This is a genomic window from Azovibrio sp. (assembly GCF_049658005.1).
In the GTDB taxonomy this organism is placed as follows: Bacteria; Pseudomonadota; Gammaproteobacteria; order Burkholderiales; family Rhodocyclaceae; genus Azovibrio.
Genome location: NZ_JBASOH010000112.1, coordinates 36,340 through 55,634, shown reverse-complemented (window position 1 = coordinate 55,634; position 19,295 = coordinate 36,340). Strand labels below are relative to the sequence as shown.

Annotated in this window: 19 protein-coding genes and 1 tRNA gene; 7 read left to right on the top strand and 13 right to left on the bottom strand. The window is 64.6% G+C overall.

Features of this window, described 5'->3' with window-relative positions; genetic code table 11:
* Positions 1–94: 94 nt before the first annotated feature.
* Positions 95–168 (bottom strand) — tRNA-Gly (locus WBH99_RS10530).
* Positions 169–411: 243 nt separating this feature from the next.
* Positions 412–930, bottom strand: a complete 519-nt coding sequence (locus WBH99_RS10525) for a flavin reductase family protein (protein ID WP_424220043.1) — start codon at positions 928–930, stop codon at positions 412–414.
* Between the two features lie 58 nt (positions 931–988).
* Here WBH99_RS10525 and WBH99_RS10520 point away from each other — a divergent pair, with 58 nt between their 5' ends.
* The gene (locus WBH99_RS10520) at positions 989–2,104 is read left to right on the top strand and encodes an A/G-specific adenine glycosylase (RefSeq protein WP_424220042.1); all 1,116 of its coding nucleotides are present in this window, start codon (positions 989–991) and stop codon (positions 2,102–2,104) included.
* Here the strand turns inward: WBH99_RS10520 and WBH99_RS10515 are convergent.
* The 4 genes from WBH99_RS10515 to rapZ are packed head-to-tail and all read right to left on the bottom strand — an operon-like array spanning position 2,101 to position 4,468.
* Entirely contained in the window at positions 2,101–2,718 is a 618-nt protein-coding gene (locus tag WBH99_RS10515) for a flavin prenyltransferase UbiX (protein ID WP_424220041.1), read from the bottom strand. The genes WBH99_RS10520 and WBH99_RS10515 overlap by 4 nt on opposite strands.
* Entirely contained in the window at positions 2,715–3,245 is a 531-nt protein-coding gene (locus tag WBH99_RS10510) for a Gx transporter family protein (protein WP_424220040.1), read from the bottom strand. Before WBH99_RS10510 ends, WBH99_RS10515 begins: the two co-directional genes overlap by 4 nt.
* Positions 3,226–3,606, bottom strand: a complete 381-nt coding sequence (locus WBH99_RS10505; RefSeq protein WP_424220039.1) for a NusG domain II-containing protein — start codon at positions 3,604–3,606, stop codon at positions 3,226–3,228. The genes WBH99_RS10510 and WBH99_RS10505 overlap by 20 nt, the downstream gene beginning before the upstream one ends.
* Before the next feature lies 1 nt (position 3,607).
* Entirely contained in the window at positions 3,608–4,468 is an 861-nt protein-coding gene (gene rapZ / locus WBH99_RS10500; protein ID WP_424220038.1) for an RNase adapter RapZ, read from the bottom strand.
* 98 nt (positions 4,469–4,566) lie between these two features.
* On the opposite strand from rapZ, the gene WBH99_RS10495 reads away from it, so the two are divergent.
* Both WBH99_RS10495 and WBH99_RS10490 read left to right on the top strand, forming a co-directional pair.
* The gene (locus tag WBH99_RS10495) at positions 4,567–5,733 is read left to right on the top strand and encodes a M20 aminoacylase family protein (protein ID WP_424220037.1); all 1,167 of its coding nucleotides are present in this window, start codon (positions 4,567–4,569) and stop codon (positions 5,731–5,733) included.
* A 179-nt stretch (positions 5,734–5,912) separates the two neighbouring features.
* Complete coding sequence (locus WBH99_RS10490) at positions 5,913–7,256, top strand: KamA family radical SAM protein (protein WP_424220036.1); 1,344 nt, start codon at positions 5,913–5,915, stop codon at positions 7,254–7,256.
* An 80-nt stretch (positions 7,257–7,336) separates the two neighbouring features.
* On the opposite strand, the gene WBH99_RS10485 is transcribed toward WBH99_RS10490, so the two are convergent.
* Positions 7,337–7,498 carry a hypothetical protein gene (locus WBH99_RS10485; protein WP_424220035.1) on the bottom strand — a complete coding sequence of 54 codons (162 nt, stop codon included), beginning with the start codon at positions 7,496–7,498 and terminating at the stop codon, positions 7,337–7,339.
* 119 nt (positions 7,499–7,617) lie between these two features.
* Here WBH99_RS10485 and WBH99_RS10480 point away from each other — a divergent pair, with 119 nt between their 5' ends.
* The 4 genes from WBH99_RS10480 to WBH99_RS10465 all read left to right on the top strand — a co-directional run bounded on the left by WBH99_RS10480 (position 7,618) and on the right by WBH99_RS10465 (position 12,635).
* Positions 7,618–8,073 (top strand): Spy/CpxP family protein refolding chaperone, encoded by a 456-nt coding sequence (locus WBH99_RS10480; RefSeq protein WP_424220034.1) that lies wholly within the window; start codon positions 7,618–7,620, stop codon positions 8,071–8,073.
* Between the two features lie 216 nt (positions 8,074–8,289).
* On the top strand, positions 8,290–9,330 hold the full coding sequence (locus tag WBH99_RS10475; RefSeq protein WP_424220033.1) for an MBL fold metallo-hydrolase: 1,041 nt from the start codon (positions 8,290–8,292) through the stop codon (positions 9,328–9,330).
* 11 nt (positions 9,331–9,341) lie between these two features.
* Positions 9,342–11,171, top strand: a complete 1,830-nt coding sequence (locus WBH99_RS10470; protein ID WP_424220032.1) for a PHA/PHB synthase family protein — start codon at positions 9,342–9,344, stop codon at positions 11,169–11,171.
* A 138-nt stretch (positions 11,172–11,309) separates the two neighbouring features.
* A complete protein-coding gene (locus tag WBH99_RS10465; RefSeq protein WP_424220031.1) occupies positions 11,310–12,635 on the top strand; it encodes a hemolysin family protein in 1,326 nt (441 codons plus the stop codon).
* Positions 12,636–12,650: 15 nt separating this feature from the next.
* Here WBH99_RS10465 and ubiT read toward each other — a convergent pair whose 3' ends face one another.
* From ubiT to mrdA, 6 genes are all read right to left on the bottom strand, one after another.
* Positions 12,651–13,139, bottom strand: coding sequence for a ubiquinone anaerobic biosynthesis accessory factor UbiT (ubiT, locus tag WBH99_RS10460; protein ID WP_424220030.1), 489 nt, complete (start codon positions 13,137–13,139; stop codon positions 12,651–12,653).
* Positions 13,136–14,047 (bottom strand): U32 family peptidase, encoded by a 912-nt coding sequence (locus WBH99_RS10455; protein ID WP_424220029.1) that lies wholly within the window; start codon positions 14,045–14,047, stop codon positions 13,136–13,138. The genes ubiT and WBH99_RS10455 overlap by 4 nt, the downstream gene beginning before the upstream one ends.
* 142 nt (positions 14,048–14,189) lie before the next feature.
* A complete protein-coding gene (ubiU, locus tag WBH99_RS10450; RefSeq protein ID WP_424220028.1) occupies positions 14,190–15,209 on the bottom strand; it encodes a ubiquinone anaerobic biosynthesis protein UbiU in 1,020 nt (339 codons plus the stop codon).
* Between the two features lie 91 nt (positions 15,210–15,300).
* Positions 15,301–16,257 carry a septal ring lytic transglycosylase RlpA family protein gene (locus WBH99_RS10445; RefSeq protein WP_424220027.1) on the bottom strand — a complete coding sequence of 319 codons (957 nt, stop codon included), beginning with the start codon at positions 16,255–16,257 and terminating at the stop codon, positions 15,301–15,303.
* The gene (gene rodA, locus WBH99_RS10440) at positions 16,254–17,357 is read right to left on the bottom strand and encodes a rod shape-determining protein RodA (RefSeq protein WP_424220026.1); all 1,104 of its coding nucleotides are present in this window, start codon (positions 17,355–17,357) and stop codon (positions 16,254–16,256) included. The genes WBH99_RS10445 and rodA overlap by 4 nt, the downstream gene beginning before the upstream one ends.
* Positions 17,344–19,281 (bottom strand): penicillin-binding protein 2, encoded by a 1,938-nt coding sequence (mrdA, locus tag WBH99_RS10435; RefSeq protein ID WP_424220025.1) that lies wholly within the window; start codon positions 19,279–19,281, stop codon positions 17,344–17,346. The genes rodA and mrdA overlap by 14 nt, the downstream gene beginning before the upstream one ends.
* Positions 19,282–19,295 lie beyond the last annotated feature (14 nt).

Genomic DNA, 19,295 nt, shown 5'->3' with positions numbered 1-19,295 from the left:
GATGTCAGTGGATTGAGATCAGGTAAAAATCTCAATCCTGACAATGACTTACGACGTTCCCTGGCGTTCGGTGGAAGTCCCTGGAAAGTCGAAGTGGAGCGGGTGAAGGGAATCGAACCCTCGTATGCAGCTTGGGAAGCTGCCGTTCTACCATTGAACTACACCCGCCTTGAACCTCTGGAGGAAGAGGTAACCGTTGCCCGGCCGCGGATTATAGCATCAACCCCTTCGGGTTCGCGATCACGGGTTCGCGATCACACCTGGCTTGCCTCGCTCCGTACGATGCACAAGTAACGGAGTCGGGATGGTCCTGCCATTCCCGCGGGGGTACTTGATCCGTGTGTCTTGCCAAGCAAGGAGACAATCCCTCGACGCTCTCAGGCAAGGCGGCGCTGAATCTTCCCGGGTGCTTCAGGGGGCCAGCTGCCGGTAGCGGCCGCAGTGGAAGAGCAGGGGGGAGACATCGGGTTGGGCGCTGAAGCGTTCGACGTGGCCGATGAAGATCAGGTGGTCGCCGCCCGGGTAGTGGAATTCGTTGCGCACTTCGAAGCGGGCGTGGCAGCCGGGGAGCAGGGGGGCGCCGCCCAGGCCGGGGGTCCATTCGAGGCCGGAAAACTTGTCTTCCTGGCGGGTGGCGAAGTGGTTGGAAGTGGCTTCCTGGTCCAGGGCCAATACATTGATGGCGTAGTGGCTGGCGCGCTGAAAGCCTTCCAGATTGGGGGAGGAGGCGGCCAGGCTCCAGAGCACCAGCGGCGGCTCCAGGGAGACGGAGCTGAAGGAGTTCACCGTCAGTCCCATGAGTTTACCGTCCGCTGCCTGGGCTGTGACGACCGTAACCCCGGTGGCGAAACAGCCGAGGGCATGGCGAAAGGCGCGGCTATCGAAACTGGCTGGGAGGGTGGGGTCAGAGGGCAGGACGGTCACGGTCATGGCGGGTGGCTTGAAAAAAGCGCGTATTATCCGCCCCTTAGCGCTTTTTTGTCGATATATGGATGTAATCAACGCGGCTGCCGCTAGCGATTTTGCCGACCGGGTGGTGCGCTGGCAGCGCCTCTCCGGGCGCCATGACCTGCCCTGGCAGGGAGGGCGTGATCCCTACCCCATCTGGCTCTCCGAGATCATGCTGCAGCAGACGCAGGTGCGCACGGTGCTGCCCTATTTCCAGCGCTTCATGGCGCGTTTTTCCACGGTGAAAGCCCTGGCCGCGGCGCCTCTGGAAGAGGTGCTGGCTCTCTGGGCGGGCCTGGGCTATTACGCCCGGGCCCGTAACCTGCACGCCTGCGCCCGCCAGGTGGTGGAGCGGCATGGCGGAATTTTTCCGCGCACGGCGGCCAAGTTGGCCGAGCTTCCGGGCCTGGGCCGGTCCACCGCGGCGGCCATTGCCGCCTTTGCCTATGGGGAGCGGGCGGCGATTCTGGATGGCAATGTGAAGCGGGTGCTGTGCCGCCATTTCGCCATCGAAGGCGTGCCGGTGGGCAGGGTGGAAAAGGCGCTCTGGTCCCTGGCCGAGTCCCTCTTGCCGGCGGGCCTGGATAGCGGGGGCGATAGGGGTGGCGATGGTATGGAGGCCGACGACGTGCGGGCTGACGACATGGTTGCCGACGACATGCGGGCCTATACCCAGGGGCTGATGGACCTGGGGGCGAGTTTGTGCCAGCGCGGCAAGCCCCGCTGCGCCTCTTGCCCCTTGGCGGCGACCTGCCTTGCGCACCAGCAGGGACGGGAAGCGTGCCTCCCGACCCCGAAGCCCGCGCAAACCCGGCGGCAGCGGGAGGCGGTGTGGCTGCTCCTGACCGATGGCCGGCAGGTGCTGCTCGAACGGCGTCCGCCGGTAGGGATCTGGGGCGGTCTGCTTGCCCTGCCGGAGGGGCTCGATCGGTTGCCGCGCTGGGGCTTGAGCGCACTCGAACTTGAGCCCCTGCCGCCCCGGGAGCATGCCTTTACCCACTTTCGCCTCAAAATCCGGCCCTTCCTCTGCCGGGTGGCGGCGCTGCCGCTTCTGGCCGGTGAGCCGGGCATGTGCTGCCTGCCGCTGGCAGAGGCCAGGGCCGCCGGGGTGCCGGCGCCGGTAGCCGTCCTGCTCGGGGAGCTGGAGGGCGGCTAGACGGCCTCGCCCCAGCGGGCCATCAGCCGATGCGTAACCCCCAGCTGGTCGAGGATGCGGGCCACCACGAAATCCACCAGGTCGGCCACCTGCTGCGGCTGGTGGTAGAAGCCGGGGGAGGGGGGCAGGATCACGGCGCCTGCCCGGGCAAGGCGCAGCATGTTTTCCAGGTGGAGGACGGAGAAGGGCGTTTCGCGGGGGACGAGCACCAGCTTGCGGCCTTCCTTGAGCACCACATCGGCGGCCCGTTCGATCAGCTTGTCGGCCAGGCCCTGGGCGACGGCGGCGAGGGTACCCATGCTGCAAGGGCAGATCACCATGGCGTCGGGCGGGTTGGAGCCCGAGGCCACCGGGGCGAACCATTCTTCCCGGCCATAGACTTCCAGGGTGCCAGGCAGGCCGGGGTAGCGGGCGAGCAGCCGTTCCCGGGTGGCGGCGGGGCGGGAGGAGAGTTCCAGGCCGAGTTCCTGGCGGGCGACGATCTGGGCGGCCTGGGAATAGAGGAGTTGCAGCCGCACGCCTGCGGCCAGCAGGCATTCCAGGAGGCGCAGGCCGTAGGGCAGGCCGGAGGCGCCGGTGAAGGCGAGGCAGACGGTTTTAGGCGCGGTGTTCATGATTCTTTTCCGAGGGGGAAGTCGAGCAGCAGGCGGCAGGCCACGAGGCCGTTGAGGATGCCAAAAATCAAGGCCGCCAGGGCCAGTACCGGCACCAGGCGAAAGACTCCGTCATGGGGAATCAGCCAGGCCCGGGCCAGGGCCAGTTGCCCGGCCATGTGGGCAAAGCTCGCCAGGAGGCTCCAGCTGACCGGACCGAACAGCCTGCCGGGCAGCCAGCGCGCCAGGGCCAGGAAGGCAAGGCTCATGACGGCGCCGGCAAGGCTGAGGAAAAAACCTGGCGCCAGGAACTGGCCCAGCAACAGGCCCCCGGCCACCACCCGGAGGCCGCTCACCCAGGCGGCGGCGCCCCAGCCGTAACGGGCCAGCACCACCAGGGTGACGATGTTGGCCAGGCCCGGCTTGACGCCGGGCAGGGGCATGGGAATGGCGGCATCGATGAGGGAAAGCCCGACGGCGGCGGCGGCCAGGCGGGCGATGCGCACATCGTCGGCGCCGACTTCGAGTTCAGTAATTGAGGGAGTCATAGGGAGACTGGCCGCCGCCGATGGCGAGGCTGACCCGGTTGGGGGCGCAGATGGCGATTTCCCCGGCGCGGGAGAGCCAGCCCTGGCGCACGCAGTACTGGCGCGGTCCCGGGTCCGAGGCCACCCGGGCCCGGCCTGCCGCGATCTCGATCACGGTCGTGCCCAGGGGGCCGGGGACCGGGATGGTCCGGGCTTTGTCCAGGGCCACTTCCAGGAAGACCCGGCCTTCCTGGCGGATGATGGCCCGCTCGCCCTGGCCGCCTTGCCAGAGCAAGGGGAAGCTGACGCCCACCGCCGAGGCGGCGGCCAGGATCACGAGCCAGTCGCCGGGGCGGATCAAGCGCAGCCATGGCACGGTCATGTCAGCCGCCAGGGTCATGGCCTGCCAGGGAGCGATGCCGCACCAGCACCCGGGACACCAGGCCGGTAAAGTGGTGGCCCAGCCATTCGGCCAGGTACACCGAGCGATGCTGGCCGCCGGTGCAGCCGATGGCCACGGTCAGGTAGGCGCGGTTGTCCTTCAGGTAGCTGGGCAACCAGGCGGCGACGAAGTCGCGGATGTGGTCACGCATGCGCAGCACTTCGACCTCGGCTTCGAGAAAGCGGATGACGCATTCATCCTTGCCGGTATGGGGCCGCAGTTCCGGGTCGTAATAGGGATTGGGCAGGCAGCGCACGTCGAACACCAGGTCGGCATCCTGGGGCAGGCCGTGCTTGAAGCCGAAGGACTGGAACAGCAGGGTCAGCCCCTCATTGGTGGGGGCGCCGGTGACCTGGGTCACCCACTCCCGCAGGGCGGCAGGCTTCAGGAAGGAGGAGTCGATGCGGTGGCCCAGGACCATGATGGGCTGCAGCAGGCGGCGCTCTTCGGCAATGGCCTCCACCAGGGTGCGCTCCTCCGAACCCAGGGGGTGGCGGCGGCGGGTTTCCGAGAAGCGCCTGATCAGCACCTCATCCTGGGCGTCCAGAAAGAGGAAGTTGAGGGTGATGCCCTGGCTGGCAATCCTTGCCATCTTTTCCGGCAGCTTTTCGATGCCGCCGCCGGAACGGGCGTCGATGGCGATCGCGGCCCGGGCATAACCCTCGTCCTGCAGCAGATTCACCAGGACTCCCAGCATCACGACGGGCATATTGTCCACGCAGTAATAGCCTCGGTCTTCCAGGACGTGCAGGGCGACGGACTTGCCGGAGCCGGATAAACCGCTGATGAGGACGAGTTCCATGGGGAAAGGCCGAAAGTCAGGAGGGTGCACCTTAGCGAAGCACCGCTTCAGGAGCAAGGCAGGCATAATGAAAGGCCCGTTTGATACCGCAAATCGCCATGAAACTGCTGAACATCCCCTTTCTCGCCGAACTTGCGACCCTGCGCCGGGACCTCCACGCCCACCCGGAACTGGCTTTCCACGAACAGCGGACCGCCGACATCGTCGCCCGGGAGCTGGAACGCTACGGGCTGGAAGTCCACAAGGGCCTGGCCCGTACCGGAGTCGTGGGCCTGCTCAAGGCCGGCTCCGGCCAGCGCATGATCGGCCTGCGGGCCGACATGGATGCCCTGCCGCTGACCGAGATGAACGAATTTCCCCACCACTCCAGACACCCGGGCTGCATGCACGCCTGCGGCCACGACGGGCATACGGCCCTGCTCCTGGGGGCGGCCCGCTATCTTGCCGAACACCCGGATTTTGACGGTACGGTGGTGTTCATCTTCCAGCCCGCCGAAGAATCCGAGGGAGGGGCGGCGGTGATGCTCGAGGCGGGGCTGTTCGAGAAATTCCCGGTGGAATCCGTGTATGGCCTGCACAACTGGCCGGGGATTCCCGTGGGCGAGATGGCGATCATGCCCGGGCCGGTCATGGCCGGCACCTGCGGTTTTGAGTTGGCCGTGCGCGGTCACGGCTGCCATGCGGCCATGCCGCACCAGGGGGTGGACACCATCGTCGCCGCCAGCCATCTGGTCCAGGCCCTGCAGACGGTGACGGCGCGCAACCTGCATCCCTGCGAGGCGGCGGTGGTCAGCGTCACCCAGTTCCACTCCGGGTCCGCCTGGAACATCATCCCGGAAGAAGCCGTGCTGCGCGGCACCATCCGCAGCTTCAAGCCCGAGGTGCAGGAACTGGTGGAGCGTTCCATCGAGCGCCTCTGCAGCGGCGTGGCCTCCGCCTATGGAGCTCAGATCGGCGTGACTTTCGAGCATCGCTACCCGCCCACAGTGAATACGGCCCCCGAGGCTGAGACCTGCCGCCGGGCGGCCCTGGGTTTTCTCGGAGAAGACAAGGTGCAAAGCGATGCCCTGCCATCCATGGGCGCCGAAGACTTTGCCTACATGCTGCGGGAAAAGCCGGGCTGCTATGTCTGGCTCGGCAACGGCCCGGGCACGGGCGGCTGCACCCTGCATAACCCCCACTATGATTTCAATGACGAGGCCCTGCCCGTCGGGATCACCTACTGGGTGAAGCTGGTCCAGGAACTGCTACCGCGTCAGGCTTGAACTGGGGGGCTTCCCCCTGGCGGATACCCGGGAGCCTTCCCGGGTTTTATCACACCAATTACATTTGTAAAAATAGGTTTGCTACAACTATAATTCGGGTCCATTGAACCCGGAGTCCGGCTGTGCCCGCTCGTGGCACTTGCAACTACGCCCGGACCCAAGCGAAAGGAGGAACCGCCATGAATGCTCATGTGCTTCCCCGGCTTCTGGAGTCTGCAACCCCGGCGCCGATTGCCCACCCATCTTTCAAGGTCTACACCGCGCGGGATCTGGACCGCATCGCACCTTTACGGCGTCTCCCGAAAGATCTCCGTTTTGCCATGCAGGTAGTGTCCTGCGTCCTGCCGTTCCGGGTGAATCAGTACGTCATCGACGAGCTGATCGACTGGGACAATGTCCCCGACGATCCCATCTTCCAGCTCACCTTTCCCCAGCAAGGCATGCTGGAGGAGCGCCACTTCGACCTGATCGCCGATCTCATCCGGGGTGAAGCCGATCCGGCCCTGATGCAGGAGGCCGTGGCCCGGGTGCGGGCCGATCTGAATCCCCACCCGGCCGGGCAGATGCAGCTCAACATCCCCACGGACGAGGCGGGCAACCGCCTTTTCGGCATCCAGCACAAATACCGGGAGACCGTGCTGTTCTTTCCCAGCCAGGGGCAGACCTGCCATGCCTACTGCACCTTCTGCTTTCGTTGGGCCCAGTTCGTGGGTGACAAGGCCTTGCGCATGGCCAGCAGCGAGTCCGCCACCTTGCTGGGCTATCTCGAGAGCCATCCGGAAGTCACCGACCTGCTCATCACCGGCGGCGACCCGATGGTGATGAAGACCCGGCATCTGGCGGCCTATCTGGAACCCCTGCTGGCACCGGAATTCGAGCATATCCAGACGGTGCGCATCGGCACCAAGGCGCTGTCCTTCTGGCCGCACCGCTTTCTGGGTGAACCGGATGCCGATGATCTGCTGCGCCTCTTCGAGCGCCTGCACCGGGCCGGCAAGCATGTGGCGCTGATGGCCCATTTCAACCATTGGCGGGAGCTCGAAACCCCGGCGGTGCGCCAGGCCATCGCCCGCCTGCAAGCAAGCGGCGCCCTGATCCGCTGCCAGGGGCCGCTGGTGGCGCACATCAACGATGATCCCGAGGTCTGGCGGCGCATGTGGAACACCCAGGTCAGCCTGGGGCTGGTGCCTTACTACCTGTTCGTGGAGCGGGATACGGGGGCGCGCAACTACTTCGAGGTGCCCCTGGTGCGGGCCTGGGAAATCTACCGGGAAGCCATCCAGGGCGTTTCCGGCCTCGCCCGCACCGCCCGGGGTCCGAGCATGAGCGCCTTGCCCGGCAAGGTGGAAATCCAGGGGGTGACGACGGTGGCCGGCGAGCCGGTCTTCGTGCTGCGTTTCATCCAGGCCCGTAACCCAGACTGGGTGCAGCGGCCCTTCTTTGCCCGCTTCGACCCGGATGCCACCTGGTTCGACCAGCTGCGCCCGGCCTTCGGCGCGGACAAGTTCTTCTTCGAGTCATAGACGAGAGACGAGAGATGAGAGACGCCCGACGTCCGACGTCCGACGCCCGCAAGCGTCAGAAACCGCCTGCGGGCCGGTCCTCAGTGATCGGACTCGACGTTTTCGGCGTTCCCCTTGCCAGAGGCTTCCTCATGGACGATGCCCGGGGATTCCAGAGGGGGGCGGCCGCAACCCAGGCAATAACCGGAATCCGGGTCCGGAGTGCAGATGCTGACGCAGGGGTAGAGCGCTTCGTTTTCCATGGGAATGCCTCCAGGGGTTACAAAAGGAAACAAAGGGAGCTTGGCGGGACACACAAAAATCACAAATAGAGTCTTTAATAGAGCCTGTCACAACCTAGAAGTTCAACCAGGAGAAAACCATGAACACCACTCGCAAGATCGCTCTCACCCTGCTTGCCGCCGCCGCTCTGGGTGCCGGCCCCGCCTTCGCCTACATGGGGGGTGACTGCGGCCCCATGGCACACGGCATGAACGACGGCCCCAAGGCTGAACGCATGCAAGAACGCATGCAGGCGCGTCAGGAGCAACTGCACAAGGATCTGAAACTGACTGCCGCGCAGGAGCCGGCCTGGAAAGCCTTTATCGAAAAGTCTGGCCCCCGGGGCGACTGGAAATACCCGGATCGGGAAGCCATGGCCAAGCTGACGGCGCCGGAGCGCATGGAAAAAATGCTGGAAATGTCGAAGCAGCATCAGGCCTACATGGCCGAGCGCCTGGAAGCCATGAAAACCTTCTACGCCGTGCTGACCCCTGAACAGCAGAAGGTGTTTGATGCCCATCATGCCGGTCCCCGGGGCGGCAAGGGCAGGCGTTAACCTTTCTCCCATTCCCCGGTTTTTCAGCCGGCCGGCGACTTTCCTCCCGCCTGCCGGCCACGATGACCCGCACCTTCAGGCGCGGGTCATCGTTCATCTGGGACCCGAGGGCAACTTCCTTCCGGCGGTGCAGGCCCTTGCTCAAAGATGAAGCCAGTCGTTTTTTCAACCCTGGCTTGTGGTAAGTTCACCGGGATTGCATGTCCTGCCCCATTCATGTCGGCTATTCCAGAACCCATCTACCCCTTTTCCCAGGCCCCCGAGCCCGGAGCGTGGAGCGAACTCCTGCCGGGTTTGCGCTGGCTGCGCATGCCGCTCCCTTTTGCCCTGGATCACGTCAATCTCTGGCTGATCCAGGAGGGTGCCGGTTGGGCCCTGGTGGACACCGGCTATGCCCTGCCCCGGATCAAGTCCCTGTGGGAAGCCATCCTGGCCCGGCTGGAGGGGCCGCTGACCCGGATCATCGCCACCCATTTCCATCCCGATCACCTTGGCCTCGCCCATTGGCTGCAGGAAAGGACGGGCGCTTCCCTGGTGTGCACGGCCGGCGAATACCTGACCGCCCATGCGTCCTGGCAGGAGATGGCCGGCCACGGCACCGGGCCGATGCTGGCCCAGTTCTGCGCTCACGGTCTTGGTCCTGCCGCCGTGAACGCCCTGGCCGAGCGGGGCAATGCCTACCGGCATGGGGTGGACGGGCTTCCCGAGACCTACGAGCGGATTCGCGATGGGGACCACCTCACGATGGGTGCGTGCTCCTGGCAAGTCATTTGCGGTTATGGCCACTCGCCCGAACACGCTTCGCTTTACTGCGCGGAACAGGGCGTGTTAATTTCCGGAGACATGTTATTGCCAAGAATAAGCACGAATATCAGTGTCTTTGCCGTGAATCCGATGGCCGACGCCCTGGGTCAATATCTGAGTTCGCTCAGGCGTCTCGAGGCCCTGGTGCCCGATTCGGTACTGGTTTTGCCTTCCCATGGCTTGCCATTCAAGGGTTTGCAGGCGCGCGTAGCGGCGCTCGAGGCGCATCATGAGGCGCGCCTGCGTCTGCTCGAGGAGAGCTGCGAGGTACCCAGGTCAGCGGAGGAGCTGCTGCCCACGCTCTTTCCCCGCGCCCTGGATACCCATCAAACCATGTTTGCCATGGGCGAGGCCATTGCCCATCTCAATCATCTGGAAAAGGCCGGTCGGCTGCGGCGCAGCGTCGATGCCGACGGCAAAATCCTTTACCTGCGGGCCGTGCCCGCCAACTAGGAGTTCCACTCATGTCCCAACAGAATGCAGAACAGGATCAAACCCTGCCCGATCCCGCAGAGATGGCCAAGACTTATGCCGAAGTGGCCCAGCGGGCTTCCCGCATCATCACCCATTTCATGGAAAAGAAGGTCAAGGAAGGCATTCCCCCCCCCAATGACGAACTGGGCGTGGCCCGAGCCTTCATGGACATGTCGTCCCGCCTGCTGGCCAACCCCTACAAGCTGGCCCAGACCCAGATGAACATGATGTGGGATTACTTCTCCCTCTGGCAGCACACCACCCTGAAGATGCTGGGCATGCCCATCCAGCCGGTGGCGGCGCCCCGGAAGGACGACAAGCGTTTCAAGGACGCGGAATGGGAGCAGCACTTCCTGTTCGATTTCATGAAACAGTCCTACCTGATCACCGCCCGGCATCTGCATGACACGGTCTGCTGTGTCGAAGGTCTGGACGAAGCCACCCAGCAGAAGGTGAATTTCTTCACTCGCCAGTACATCGATGCCATCTCTCCCTCCAACTTCGCCATGACCAATCCGGAAGTATTCCGGGAAACGGTGAAGTCCCACGGCCAGAACCTGATCAAGGGCCTGGACAACCTGCTCCAGGACATGGAAGCCGGTGAAGGTCAGCTACGCATCCGCATGACCGATACCACTGCCTTCGAACTGGGCAGGAATGTCGCGACCACGCCCGGCAAGGTGGTGTTCCAGAACGACCTGTTCCAGCTCATCCAGTACAACCCCAGCACCGAAAAGCAGTACAAGAGGCCTTACCTGATCATCCCCCCCTGGATCAACAAGTATTACATCCTCGACCTGCGCGAGAAGAACTCCATGGTGAAGTGGGCCACCGATCAGGGCCACACCACCTACATCATGTCCTGGGTGAACCCGGACGAGAAGCTGGCCCACAAGAACTTCGAGGATTACATGCTCGAAGGCGCCCTGACCGCCATCGACAAGGTCCTGGAAGACACGGGCGCGGAACAGCTGAACATGGCCGGCTACTGCCTGGGCGGCACCCTGCTCATGACGACCCTGGCCTACATGGCCGCCAGGAAGGACGACCGGGTGGCTTCCGCCGCCTTCTTTACCACCATGCTGGACTTCTCCGAGCCCGGCGAGCTGGGCATCTTCCTGGACCGGGAAGCCGTGGCCGGGCTGGAAGAACGCATGAACGAGCGGGGCTATCTGGAAGGTTCCGAGATGGCCACCACCTTCAACCTGCTGCGCGCCAACGACCTGATCTGGTCCTTCGTGGTGAACAACTACCTGATGGGCAAGCAGCCCTTCCCCTTCGACCTGCTGTACTGGAACAGCGACTCGACCCGCATGCCGGCGGCCATGCACAGCTTCTACCTGCGCAACATGTACCTCGACAACAAGCTGAAGGAGCCGGGCGGCATCACCCTGGACGGGGTGCCGATCGACATCCGCAAGGTGAAGATTCCCTGCTACTTCATCTCCGCCATCGAAGACCACATCGCTCCCTGGAAGAGCACCTACATGGGCGCCCGTCTGCCCTCGGGTCCGGTGCGCTTCGTGGTAGGGGGTTCCGGCCACATTGCCGGCATCGTCAATCCCCCCGCTGCCAACAAGTACGCCTACTGGATCAACGACACCAAGCCCCTGCCGGAAAGCCCCGAGGATTACCTGGCCGGTGCCACCCAGTACCCCGGCTCCTGGTGGACCAACTGGAATGAGTGGGTGACGTCCCTGCCCGGTGGCGCCGAACAGGTTCCGGCCCGCCAGCCGGGCACCCGTGCCCTGAAAGCCATCGAAGACGCCCCGGGCAGCTATGTGAAGCTGCGCCTGGACACCATGAAGAAATCCGCCTGAATCAGGCCGGAGTGAACAAAGAAGGGCGCCGCGGCGCCCTTCTTTGATTGGTTCAGGATTTATCTGGAAAATACCCCTGAGTTGCAGTGATAATCCCTCCTGTCTCAACACCCGCACGCAAAATGGGCGTGCGTCATCATGGAAATAGCCCTACTGCTGGTCCTGATTGTGCTCAATGGCGCGTTTGCCATGTCCGAAATAGCGCTGGTGACGGCCCGCAAGGCCAGATTGCAAAAATACCTTGATGAAGGGGATGCCGCTGCCGTGGCGGCGGCCAAGCTGGGGGAAGACCCTACCGCCTTTCTTTCTACCATCCAGATCGGCATCACCTCGATCGGCATCCTCAACGGTATTGTCGGTGAAGCGGCCCTGGCTCAGCCTCTTTCCCTCTGGCTGGAAGGTCTGGGGGTGGAGCGGCTCGTGTCGAGATACTTGTCCACCGGCCTGGTGGTACTGGTCATTACCTATATTTCCATCGTGCTCGGGGAACTGGTGCCCAAGCGTGTCGGGCAGTTGAACCCGGAGGGGATCGCCCGCCTGGTGGCCCGGCCCATGACCTGGCTGGCCCGCATCTCCCGCCCTTTTGTCCGGCTGCTGTCGGGCTCCACCCATCTGGTCCTGCGCCTGATGGGAGTGCGCGATAACGGTGCGCCCAAGGTGACGGAGGAAGAAATCCACGCCATGCTTGCCGAGGGTTCCGATGCCGGGGTGATCGAGCGCCAGGAGCATCAGATGGTGCGCAATGTCTTTCGCCTCGACGATCGGCAGATCACTTCCCTGATGGTGCCCAGGAGCGAACTCGTCTATCTGGACGTGGATGCCCCCTGGGAAGAAAACCTGCGCATCATCGAGACCTCCGAGCGCTCGCGTTTCCCGGTCGTGCGCGGCGGCCTCGACAATATCCTCGGGGTGATCAATGCCCGTCAATTGCTGACGGCCAGCCTGCGCGGCCAGGTGCCGGACCTGACCAGGAATCTGCAGCCGCCGGTTTATCTGCCGGAAAGCCTGACCGGCATGGAGCTGCTGGATAACATCCGCGCCTCCGGGGTGCAGCTCACCTTCATCATCGATGAATATGGTGAGGTGCAGGGCATCGTCACCCTGCAGGATGTGATGGAGGCCATTACCGGCGAATTCAAGCCCAACAAGGCCGAAGATGCCTGGGCGGTGCAGCGGGAGGATGGTTCCTGGCTGCTGGATGGCCTGATTCCCATCCCCGAACTGAAGGACCGGCTCGATCTCAAGTATGTGCCGGAAGAAGAGAAGCAGCGTTACCACACCCTGAGTGGCATGCTGATGCTGTTGCTGGGCAAGGTGCCCCAGACCGCCGACAAGGTGGAATGGGACGGCTGGTCCCTGGAAATCGTCGATATGGATGGCAAGCGCATCGACAAGGTGCTGGCCAGCCGCTTGCCCGAAGCGGAGCGGGACGTGGCGGCTGAAGGGGAACTTCCGCCGGCGTGAGGCGTTCGGGATGGGTCAGGAGGGTCGCTTGCCCAGGCCTTTGATGCAGCCAGCCAGGGCGGGCGGCGGCCAGTCGAGGGCGTCGAGGAGGTTCTTGATGGCAAGCCCCAGTTCCGTGTCGCCTGCGATCGAGAGCTGGCGGTTGAAGAACAGGGTGTCCGCATCTTCCTGGCGGGTCAGCAGCTTCAGGTAGGCATGCAGTTCGCCCCGGAAAGAGACGTCCGCCGGCCGGTTCTGCCAAAGCGGCCGAAAGACGCCGTTCTGGCAGGTGAATAGGGCTTCGCTGCCGGCATCTTCCACCACCACCTGCAGCACCCGGCCGGCGCAGAGGGTCTGGGCTTCCTCCGGCAACAGGCCGAGCCTGGCCGCGGTGTTGAGGGCCAGGCAGAGGGAAAGCGCGTGCGGCCACTGGGGCAGGCGCTGATTCAGAGCCTTGAGCAGGCCGGGCAGACGAAAGTCGGGAATGGTGGGTGGGGTGGGTGGGGCAGGCAGGGTGAAGGTCATGGCAAGACTCCTGGGTTTGCAAGTGCGATGCCGGGTTGGCCGTGCCAGTAGCCGTCGCAATAGCCGGCTACGCCGGCGAGGCTGTCCCAGTCGGGCTGGCTGGCCGGCGGCAGGCCGCGACGGGCGGCATCGAAGGCGGCAATGACGCCGGCCATGTCCCCGGTCTGGGGCGAGAGGCGGATCGCCTCGATGCCCAGTTCGAGGAATTCCGGGACCTGGGCGAGCAAGTTGCAGGTCTGCGCCGACAGGGTCTGGATGCCGTTCAGGGTGAGGAAGGGCTGGCCCTCCCGGGTCTTCAGCAGCAGGCCCTCCGGGTGCTCGAGGCAGCGGAACTGGCAGTCGTCCTTGTTGAGATCATAGTGGCGGGCGGTAAAGCAGCGGGCCGAGAAGGCCAGCGGCAGCTTCCCGAAGGCGAACACCTCGGTGGCAAGGCCCGCCGGCCGGCTTTGGTGCAAGGTGGCGATCATCTCCCGGGAAGCTTCCAGGGGCGGCACCCAGCCCACGGCCCCCTGGCCGGCGAACCAGGCCAGGCTGGCTTCGTTGTAGAGGTTGAGATGCGGGCCGCAGATGAAGGGCAAGCGCCGTTCCCGGGCCAGGCTGACGGCGCCCAGGTCGTTGGCTTCCACGGCGAAACCGCCTGCGTCGAGGAGACGGCGCAGGGCCTTCAAGTCCGATTCCGATTCAAGCAGGGCCTGGGCGGCCAGCACCACTTCCTTGCCGGCCTCCCGCAAGTCCCGCGCCAGACCGAGCCAGTCGGCGGTGCGCAGTTGCTGGCGGCGGGAGCAGACTACTTCGCCCAGGTAAATCCGGTCGAGGGCGGCAATTTCGGCCATCGCGGCGTAAAAATCCAGCACTTCGGCCTTGGGCCAGTACCAGAGCAGGGGTCCGAGGGTGAGTTTGGGGATCATCGCAAAAACTGACGGGAACATGCCGGGGGGCGGTGGTGGTGGCGGCCAGGTCCGCTACTTGCGGCGGTGGAAAGGGTTGGCCCAGAAAGCGGCGCTTGCAGCATTTTGCCTGTACTAGTGTGCCAGTCCTTGCGTGCCAGTCCTAGCGCCAGGGACGGCTGTAGGCGCCGAGCGTTGCCTGCCGGCCTTCCGAGACTTTGGCGAGGTCGGCCTGCCAGGCGGCTTCCACCTGGTAGTTGCCGCGACGGGCGCGGTCCAGGGCGGCGCGCAGGGTGCGGGTCACCTGGGCCACGTAGGCGGGGCTGCGCTGGCGGCCTTCCACCTTGATCGCGGCGACGCCGATCGCGAGCAGCTCGGGCAGCACTTCCAGCACATTGAGGCTGGTGGGCTCTTCCAGGGCGTAATAGATGTCCCCCCGCACCGCGAAGCGGCCCTTGCAGAGCGTCGGGTAGCCGGCGGATTCGCGCGGGGCGAAGCGGTCGATGAGGATGCCGTTCAAGCGCGCCTCCATGTGCTCGCCAGGGGCTTCGCCGGCCTGGGCGAGGCGTTTTTCCCAGCGCACGTATTTGGCCGGGGAACAGGCGCCGACGGTGTTGGGGGATTCGCCGGTGGCAAAGGATGAGAGCCAGCAGCGCCCTTCGTTCATGACGCACAGGCTGCCAAAGCCGAACACTTCCACTTCCACTTCGGTGTTGGCGATGAGGTGCGCCACCTGGGCCAGGGTGAGCACCCGGGGCAGCACCACCCGGCGGATGCCGAACTCGCGCCGGCAGAAATTGACGGCCTCGTAGTTGCTGGCGGAGCCCTGCACGGAAAGATGCAGACGCAGCTCCGGGTGCTGTTCCCGGGCGTAGGCCATGAGGCCCACATCGGCCAGGATCACCGCATCCACCCCCAGTTCCGCCGCGGCATCCACGGCTTGCCGCCATGCGCCGCTGCGCCCCGGCTGGGGAAAGGTGTTGATCGCGACCAGCACCTGCCGGCCGCGCCGGTGGGCGTAGTCGATGCCGCTCGCCAGGGCCTTGTCGTCGAAATTGAGGCCGGCGAAGTTGCGGGCATTGGTGGCGTTCTTGAAACCGGCATAGACGGCGTCGGCGCCGTGGTCGATGGCGGTCTTCAAGGCCGGCAGGCTGCCGGCGGGGCAGATCAGGTCGGGGGTCATGGCGGTGCCTTCGCAAGGAACCGCGAGTATAGCCAGGCATCCCGCCCATGCCTTGACCTTGGTCAAAGCCGCCGGTCAGGTGGCGCTGGCGTCAGCGGGTGACGATGGTGGGGGCGTAGCCCAGGGCGAGACGGATGCGTTGGGCTATACGCTCGGCCTCGGCCCGGCTGGGGTAGGGCCCCAGCTGCAGGCGATGGATGTTGCCGGCCCGGTTGATCTGGATGGGGTCGTTCAGCCAGTCCAGGTCCCGGGTCAGGTGGTTCTTGAGGTTCTCGGCATTGTCGGCGTTGGCGAAGGCGCCCAGTTGCAGGAAGATGCCCCGCTCCGGAAGTGCGGCGGGGGCGCTCTCCCGCTCTTCTTCCAGCAGGCGGCGGAACATGGTGTCCATGTCTTCGCTGCTGCGAGGGGCCTCGGTGCTGCGCGGCGGCGGGGTGACGTCGGCGTAGGTGGTGCCGCCGATCTCCCCGGGAACGATGCTCTCGACGATCACCCGGCTGCTGCCCTGGCCGATGTAGCCCAGCTTGTAGGCGGCGGTATAGGAGAGGTCGATGATGCGGTCGGCGTGAAAGGGCCCCCGGTCATTGACCCGCAGCACCACCGCCTTGCCGTTGGCGGGATTGGTGACCCGCACGTAGGAGGGAATGGCCAGGGTCGGGTGGGCGGCGGTCATGGCGAACATGTCGTAGGTTTCGCCGGTGGAGGTCCTCTGGCCGTGGAATTTCCTGCCATACCAGCTGCCCAGGCCTTCCTGGCGGAAATTTTTGACGCGGGTGTCCGGCACGTACTCGCGTCCCATTACCACATAGGGACGGTTGGCCCATTTGTGCAGGGGTTCCCAGCGCGGCTCGGCGTCGGGAATTTGATCCAGGTTGGCGGGAATCTCCTCCCCCGGACCGTCATCCTTGTAATAGCCGCCACCCTTGGAGGCCGGCATGGTCTTGATGCCCCTGCTGGCCCCCGTCGATGACGCGGACTTCGGGGTGCTGCCGCAGGCGGCCAGCATGAGGCCCAGCAGGGCGAGGCAGAAGACGTTTTTCCAGGACATCATTTCTTGACCAGCATCCGGTGGGTGTGAATGCTCATCAGCATGCCCACTCCCAGCATCAGGGTGACCAGGGCGGTGCCGCCATAGCTGATGAAGGGCAGCGGCACGCCCACCACCGGCAGGATACCGGAAACCATGCCCATGTTCACGAAAGCGTAGATGAACAGTACCAGGGTGATGGCGCCGGCCAGCAGCCGGGAGAACAGGGTGGGCGCGGCGGCGGCGATCATCAGGCCGCGGCCGATCAGGAGGATGAACAGCAACAGCAGGATGGTGTTGCCCAGCAGCCCCCATTCTTCGGAAAAGACGGCGAAGATGAAGTCCGTGTGTTTTTCCGGGATGAATTCCAGCCGGGTCTGGGTGCCTTCCAGCCAGCCCTTGCCGAAGAGGCCGCCGGAACCGATGGCGATGGTGGACTGGATGATGTGGTAGCCGGCCCCCAGGGGGTCGGAGCTGGGGTCCAGCAGGGTCAGGACCCGGCGCCGCTGGTAGTCGTGCAGCATGTTCCAGGCAAAGGGCAGGGCCGCGCCGGCGGCGGCCCCCAGGCCGAACATGATCTTCCAGGGCAGGCCGGCCAGGAAGATCACGAAGAAGCCGGCCGCGCCTACCAGAAGCGAGGTGCCCAGGTCCGGCTGCTTGAGGATGAGGGCGATGGGCAGGAGCAGGATGCCGGTGGCGACGGCAAAGTGTTTGAGCTTCAATACCGATTCGTGCTTGTGGAAGTACCAGGCCAGCATCAGGGGCATGGCGATCTTCATGATTTCCGAGGGCTGGATGCGGACGAAGCCCAGGGACAGCCAGCGCCGGGAGCCATTGACCACGACGCCGAACAGGGCCACGCCCAGCAGCAGCAGCAGCCCGGTCAGGTAGAGGGGCACGGCATAGCGCATCAGCTTTTGGGGCGGGGTCTGGGAGACCGCCACCATGATCGCCAGGGCCGCGGCCATATTGACCAGCTGGTTGTCCAGCTTGGCGAAGCCAATGGCGGAGGTGGCGGAATAAACGGTCAACAGGCCGATGCCCATCAGCACCAGCACGATGGTGAGCAAGGGCAAGTCCAAGTGGGACGGGATCTGCCGGGCCCAGCGTCTAATCTTGTCCATGGGCGTTCTCAAGGGGTTGTTGCGGGTCATCCTCGGGGGGCTCCACCTCCTCCACCTCCACCTCCGGGGCCGGGCCGCCGGGGAGTTTGCCAAGCAGGTAGTAGTCGAACACCTGGCGGGCGATGGGGGCGGCGGAGGCGGCTCCAAAGCCGCCATTTTCCACCATTACCGCCACCACGATCTTCGGCTGCGCCACCGGGGCGAAGGCTATGAACCAGGAGTGGTCGCGCAGCCGTTCCTTGACCTGGCCGGCCTGATATTTCTGGCCTTTGAGGCTATACACCTGGGCGGTGCCGGTCTTGCCGCCCGACTCGTAGGGGGCGCCGGCAAAGGCCCGGGCGCCGGTGCCTTCCTTGTTGACTGCGGCCATGGCCCGTTTGATGAAATCGACATGTTCGACCTTGAGGGGAATCTGCCGCACCGGCTGGGGTTCCACCTTGCGGACTTCACCGCTCGTGGGGTCCTGGATGGTGTTGGCAATGTGGGGGCGGAAGACGCGGCCATAGTTCAGTATGTTGGCCAGGGCATGGGCCATCTGCAAGGTGGTGTAGGCGTTGTAGCCCTGGCCGATGCCCACCGAGATGGTTTCCCCGGCATACCATTTCTGGAATTCTCGCTTCTTGAAGCGGCGCTGCTTCCACTGGGGCGAAGGCAGCACGCCGGTGGCCTCGCCGGGGATGTCGATCTCGGTGCGGCTGCCCAGACCCAGGCCAGCCATGAAGCGGGCGATGTTGTCGATGCCCATGTCGTTGGCCAGCTGGTAGTAGTAGGTGTTGCAGGAGACGACGATGGATTTCCACATGTCGACGATGCCATGGCCGCCCGCCTTGTCATCCATGAAGCGGTGATTGCCGAAGTTGAAATAGCCCGGGTCGGCAATGGTCTGGGTGGTGCTGCGCTTGCCCTGGGTCAGGGCCGCCAGGGCCATCAGGGGCTTGAAGGTGGAGCCCGGAGGGTGGGCGCTGTAGATGGCCCGGTTGAGCATGGGCTTGTCGGGGTTGTTGTTGAGTTCGTCCCAGTCATCGAAGCGGATCCCGTCCACGAACAGGTTGGGGTCGAAGCCGGGCGAGGAAACCAGGGCCAGCACCGCGCCGTTGCTGGGGTCCAGGGCGACCAGGGAACCCCGGCGGGTGCCGAAGGCGGCTTCGGCGACCTGCTGCAGCCGGGTATCCAGGGTCAGGGTCAGGTTGTTGCCGGGAATGGGAGGGGTGTGGGTCAGCACCCGCACGGCACGGCCGCCGGCATCCACTTCCACCTGCTCATAGCCGGTGGTGCCGTGCAGTTCGAACTCGTAATGCTGCTCCAGCCCGACCTTGCCGATGTGCTCGGAACCCCTGTAGTTGGCGCTCTGGCCGTTCTCCTCGATCCATTCCATATCCTTGGTGTTGATGCGGCTGATATAGCCGATGGCGTGGGCCGCCAGACTGCCTTCCGGGTATTGGCGGAACAGGCGGGCGTTGACCTCCACGCCGGGGAAACGGTAGCGATTGGCGGCAAAGCGGGCCACTTCCTCATCGGAAAGCCGGGTGCGGATGGGGATGGATTCGAAGTTCCTGGATTCTTCCAGCAGGCGTTTGAAGCGGCGGCGGTCCTTGACCTGAATTTCGATGACTTCAGCCAGGCTGTCGATGGTGGCTTCCAGGTCCAGGGTCTTGGAGGGGGTGATTTCCAGGGTGAAGGCCGAGTAGTTGCGCGCCAGGATGACCCCGTTGCGGTCTACGATATTGCCCCGGTTGGGGAGGATGGGGACCAGTGAGATACGGTTGCTTTCGGCCCGGGTGGTGAAGTACTCGTGCTGGATGACTTGCAGATACACGAAGCGGGCAAAGAGCAGCGCGAACAGCAGCAGCACCCCGGCGCTGGCGATCAGGAGGCGGCTGCGGAATTGTTCCAGATCCTGTTCGGTATGATGAAAGTTGCCCATCTTGCCTCGACTGT

Bases quoted from the DNA above. Each gene is read 5' to 3' on its own strand.
- WBH99_RS10520 (WP_424220042.1), top strand. From the start codon at position 989: ATGGATGTAATCAACGCGGCTGCCGCTAGCGATTTTGCCGACCGGGTG.
- WBH99_RS10515 (WP_424220041.1), bottom strand. From the start codon at position 2,718: ATGAACACCGCGCCTAAAACCGTCTGCCTCGCCTTCACCGGCGCCTCC.
- WBH99_RS10445 (WP_424220027.1), bottom strand. From the start codon at position 16,257: ATGATGTCCTGGAAAAACGTCTTCTGCCTCGCCCTGCTGGGCCTCATG.
- ubiU (WP_424220028.1), bottom strand. From the start codon at position 15,209: ATGACCCCCGACCTGATCTGCCCCGCCGGCAGCCTGCCGGCCTTGAAG.
- WBH99_RS10475 (WP_424220033.1), top strand. From the start codon at position 8,290: ATGTCGGCTATTCCAGAACCCATCTACCCCTTTTCCCAGGCCCCCGAG.
- rapZ (WP_424220038.1), bottom strand. From the start codon at position 4,468: ATGGAACTCGTCCTCATCAGCGGTTTATCCGGCTCCGGCAAGTCCGTC.
- WBH99_RS10485 (WP_424220035.1), bottom strand. From the start codon at position 7,498: ATGGAAAACGAAGCGCTCTACCCCTGCGTCAGCATCTGCACTCCGGAC.
- WBH99_RS10470 (WP_424220032.1), top strand. From the start codon at position 9,342: ATGTCCCAACAGAATGCAGAACAGGATCAAACCCTGCCCGATCCCGCA.
- rodA (WP_424220026.1), bottom strand. From the start codon at position 17,357: ATGGACAAGATTAGACGCTGGGCCCGGCAGATCCCGTCCCACTTGGAC.
- WBH99_RS10490 (WP_424220036.1), top strand. From the start codon at position 5,913: ATGAATGCTCATGTGCTTCCCCGGCTTCTGGAGTCTGCAACCCCGGCG.
- WBH99_RS10525 (WP_424220043.1), bottom strand. From the start codon at position 930: ATGACCGTGACCGTCCTGCCCTCTGACCCCACCCTCCCAGCCAGTTTC.
- WBH99_RS10480 (WP_424220034.1), top strand. From the start codon at position 7,618: ATGAACACCACTCGCAAGATCGCTCTCACCCTGCTTGCCGCCGCCGCT.
- mrdA (WP_424220025.1), bottom strand. From the start codon at position 19,281: ATGGGCAACTTTCATCATACCGAACAGGATCTGGAACAATTCCGCAGC.
- ubiT (WP_424220030.1), bottom strand. From the start codon at position 13,139: ATGACCTTCACCCTGCCTGCCCCACCCACCCCACCCACCATTCCCGAC.
- WBH99_RS10510 (WP_424220040.1), bottom strand. From the start codon at position 3,245: ATGACTCCCTCAATTACTGAACTCGAAGTCGGCGCCGACGATGTGCGC.
- WBH99_RS10505 (WP_424220039.1), bottom strand. From the start codon at position 3,606: ATGACCGTGCCATGGCTGCGCTTGATCCGCCCCGGCGACTGGCTCGTG.
- WBH99_RS10455 (WP_424220029.1), bottom strand. From the start codon at position 14,047: ATGATCCCCAAACTCACCCTCGGACCCCTGCTCTGGTACTGGCCCAAG.
- WBH99_RS10495 (WP_424220037.1), top strand. From the start codon at position 4,567: ATGAAACTGCTGAACATCCCCTTTCTCGCCGAACTTGCGACCCTGCGC.
- WBH99_RS10465 (WP_424220031.1), top strand. From the start codon at position 11,310: ATGGAAATAGCCCTACTGCTGGTCCTGATTGTGCTCAATGGCGCGTTT.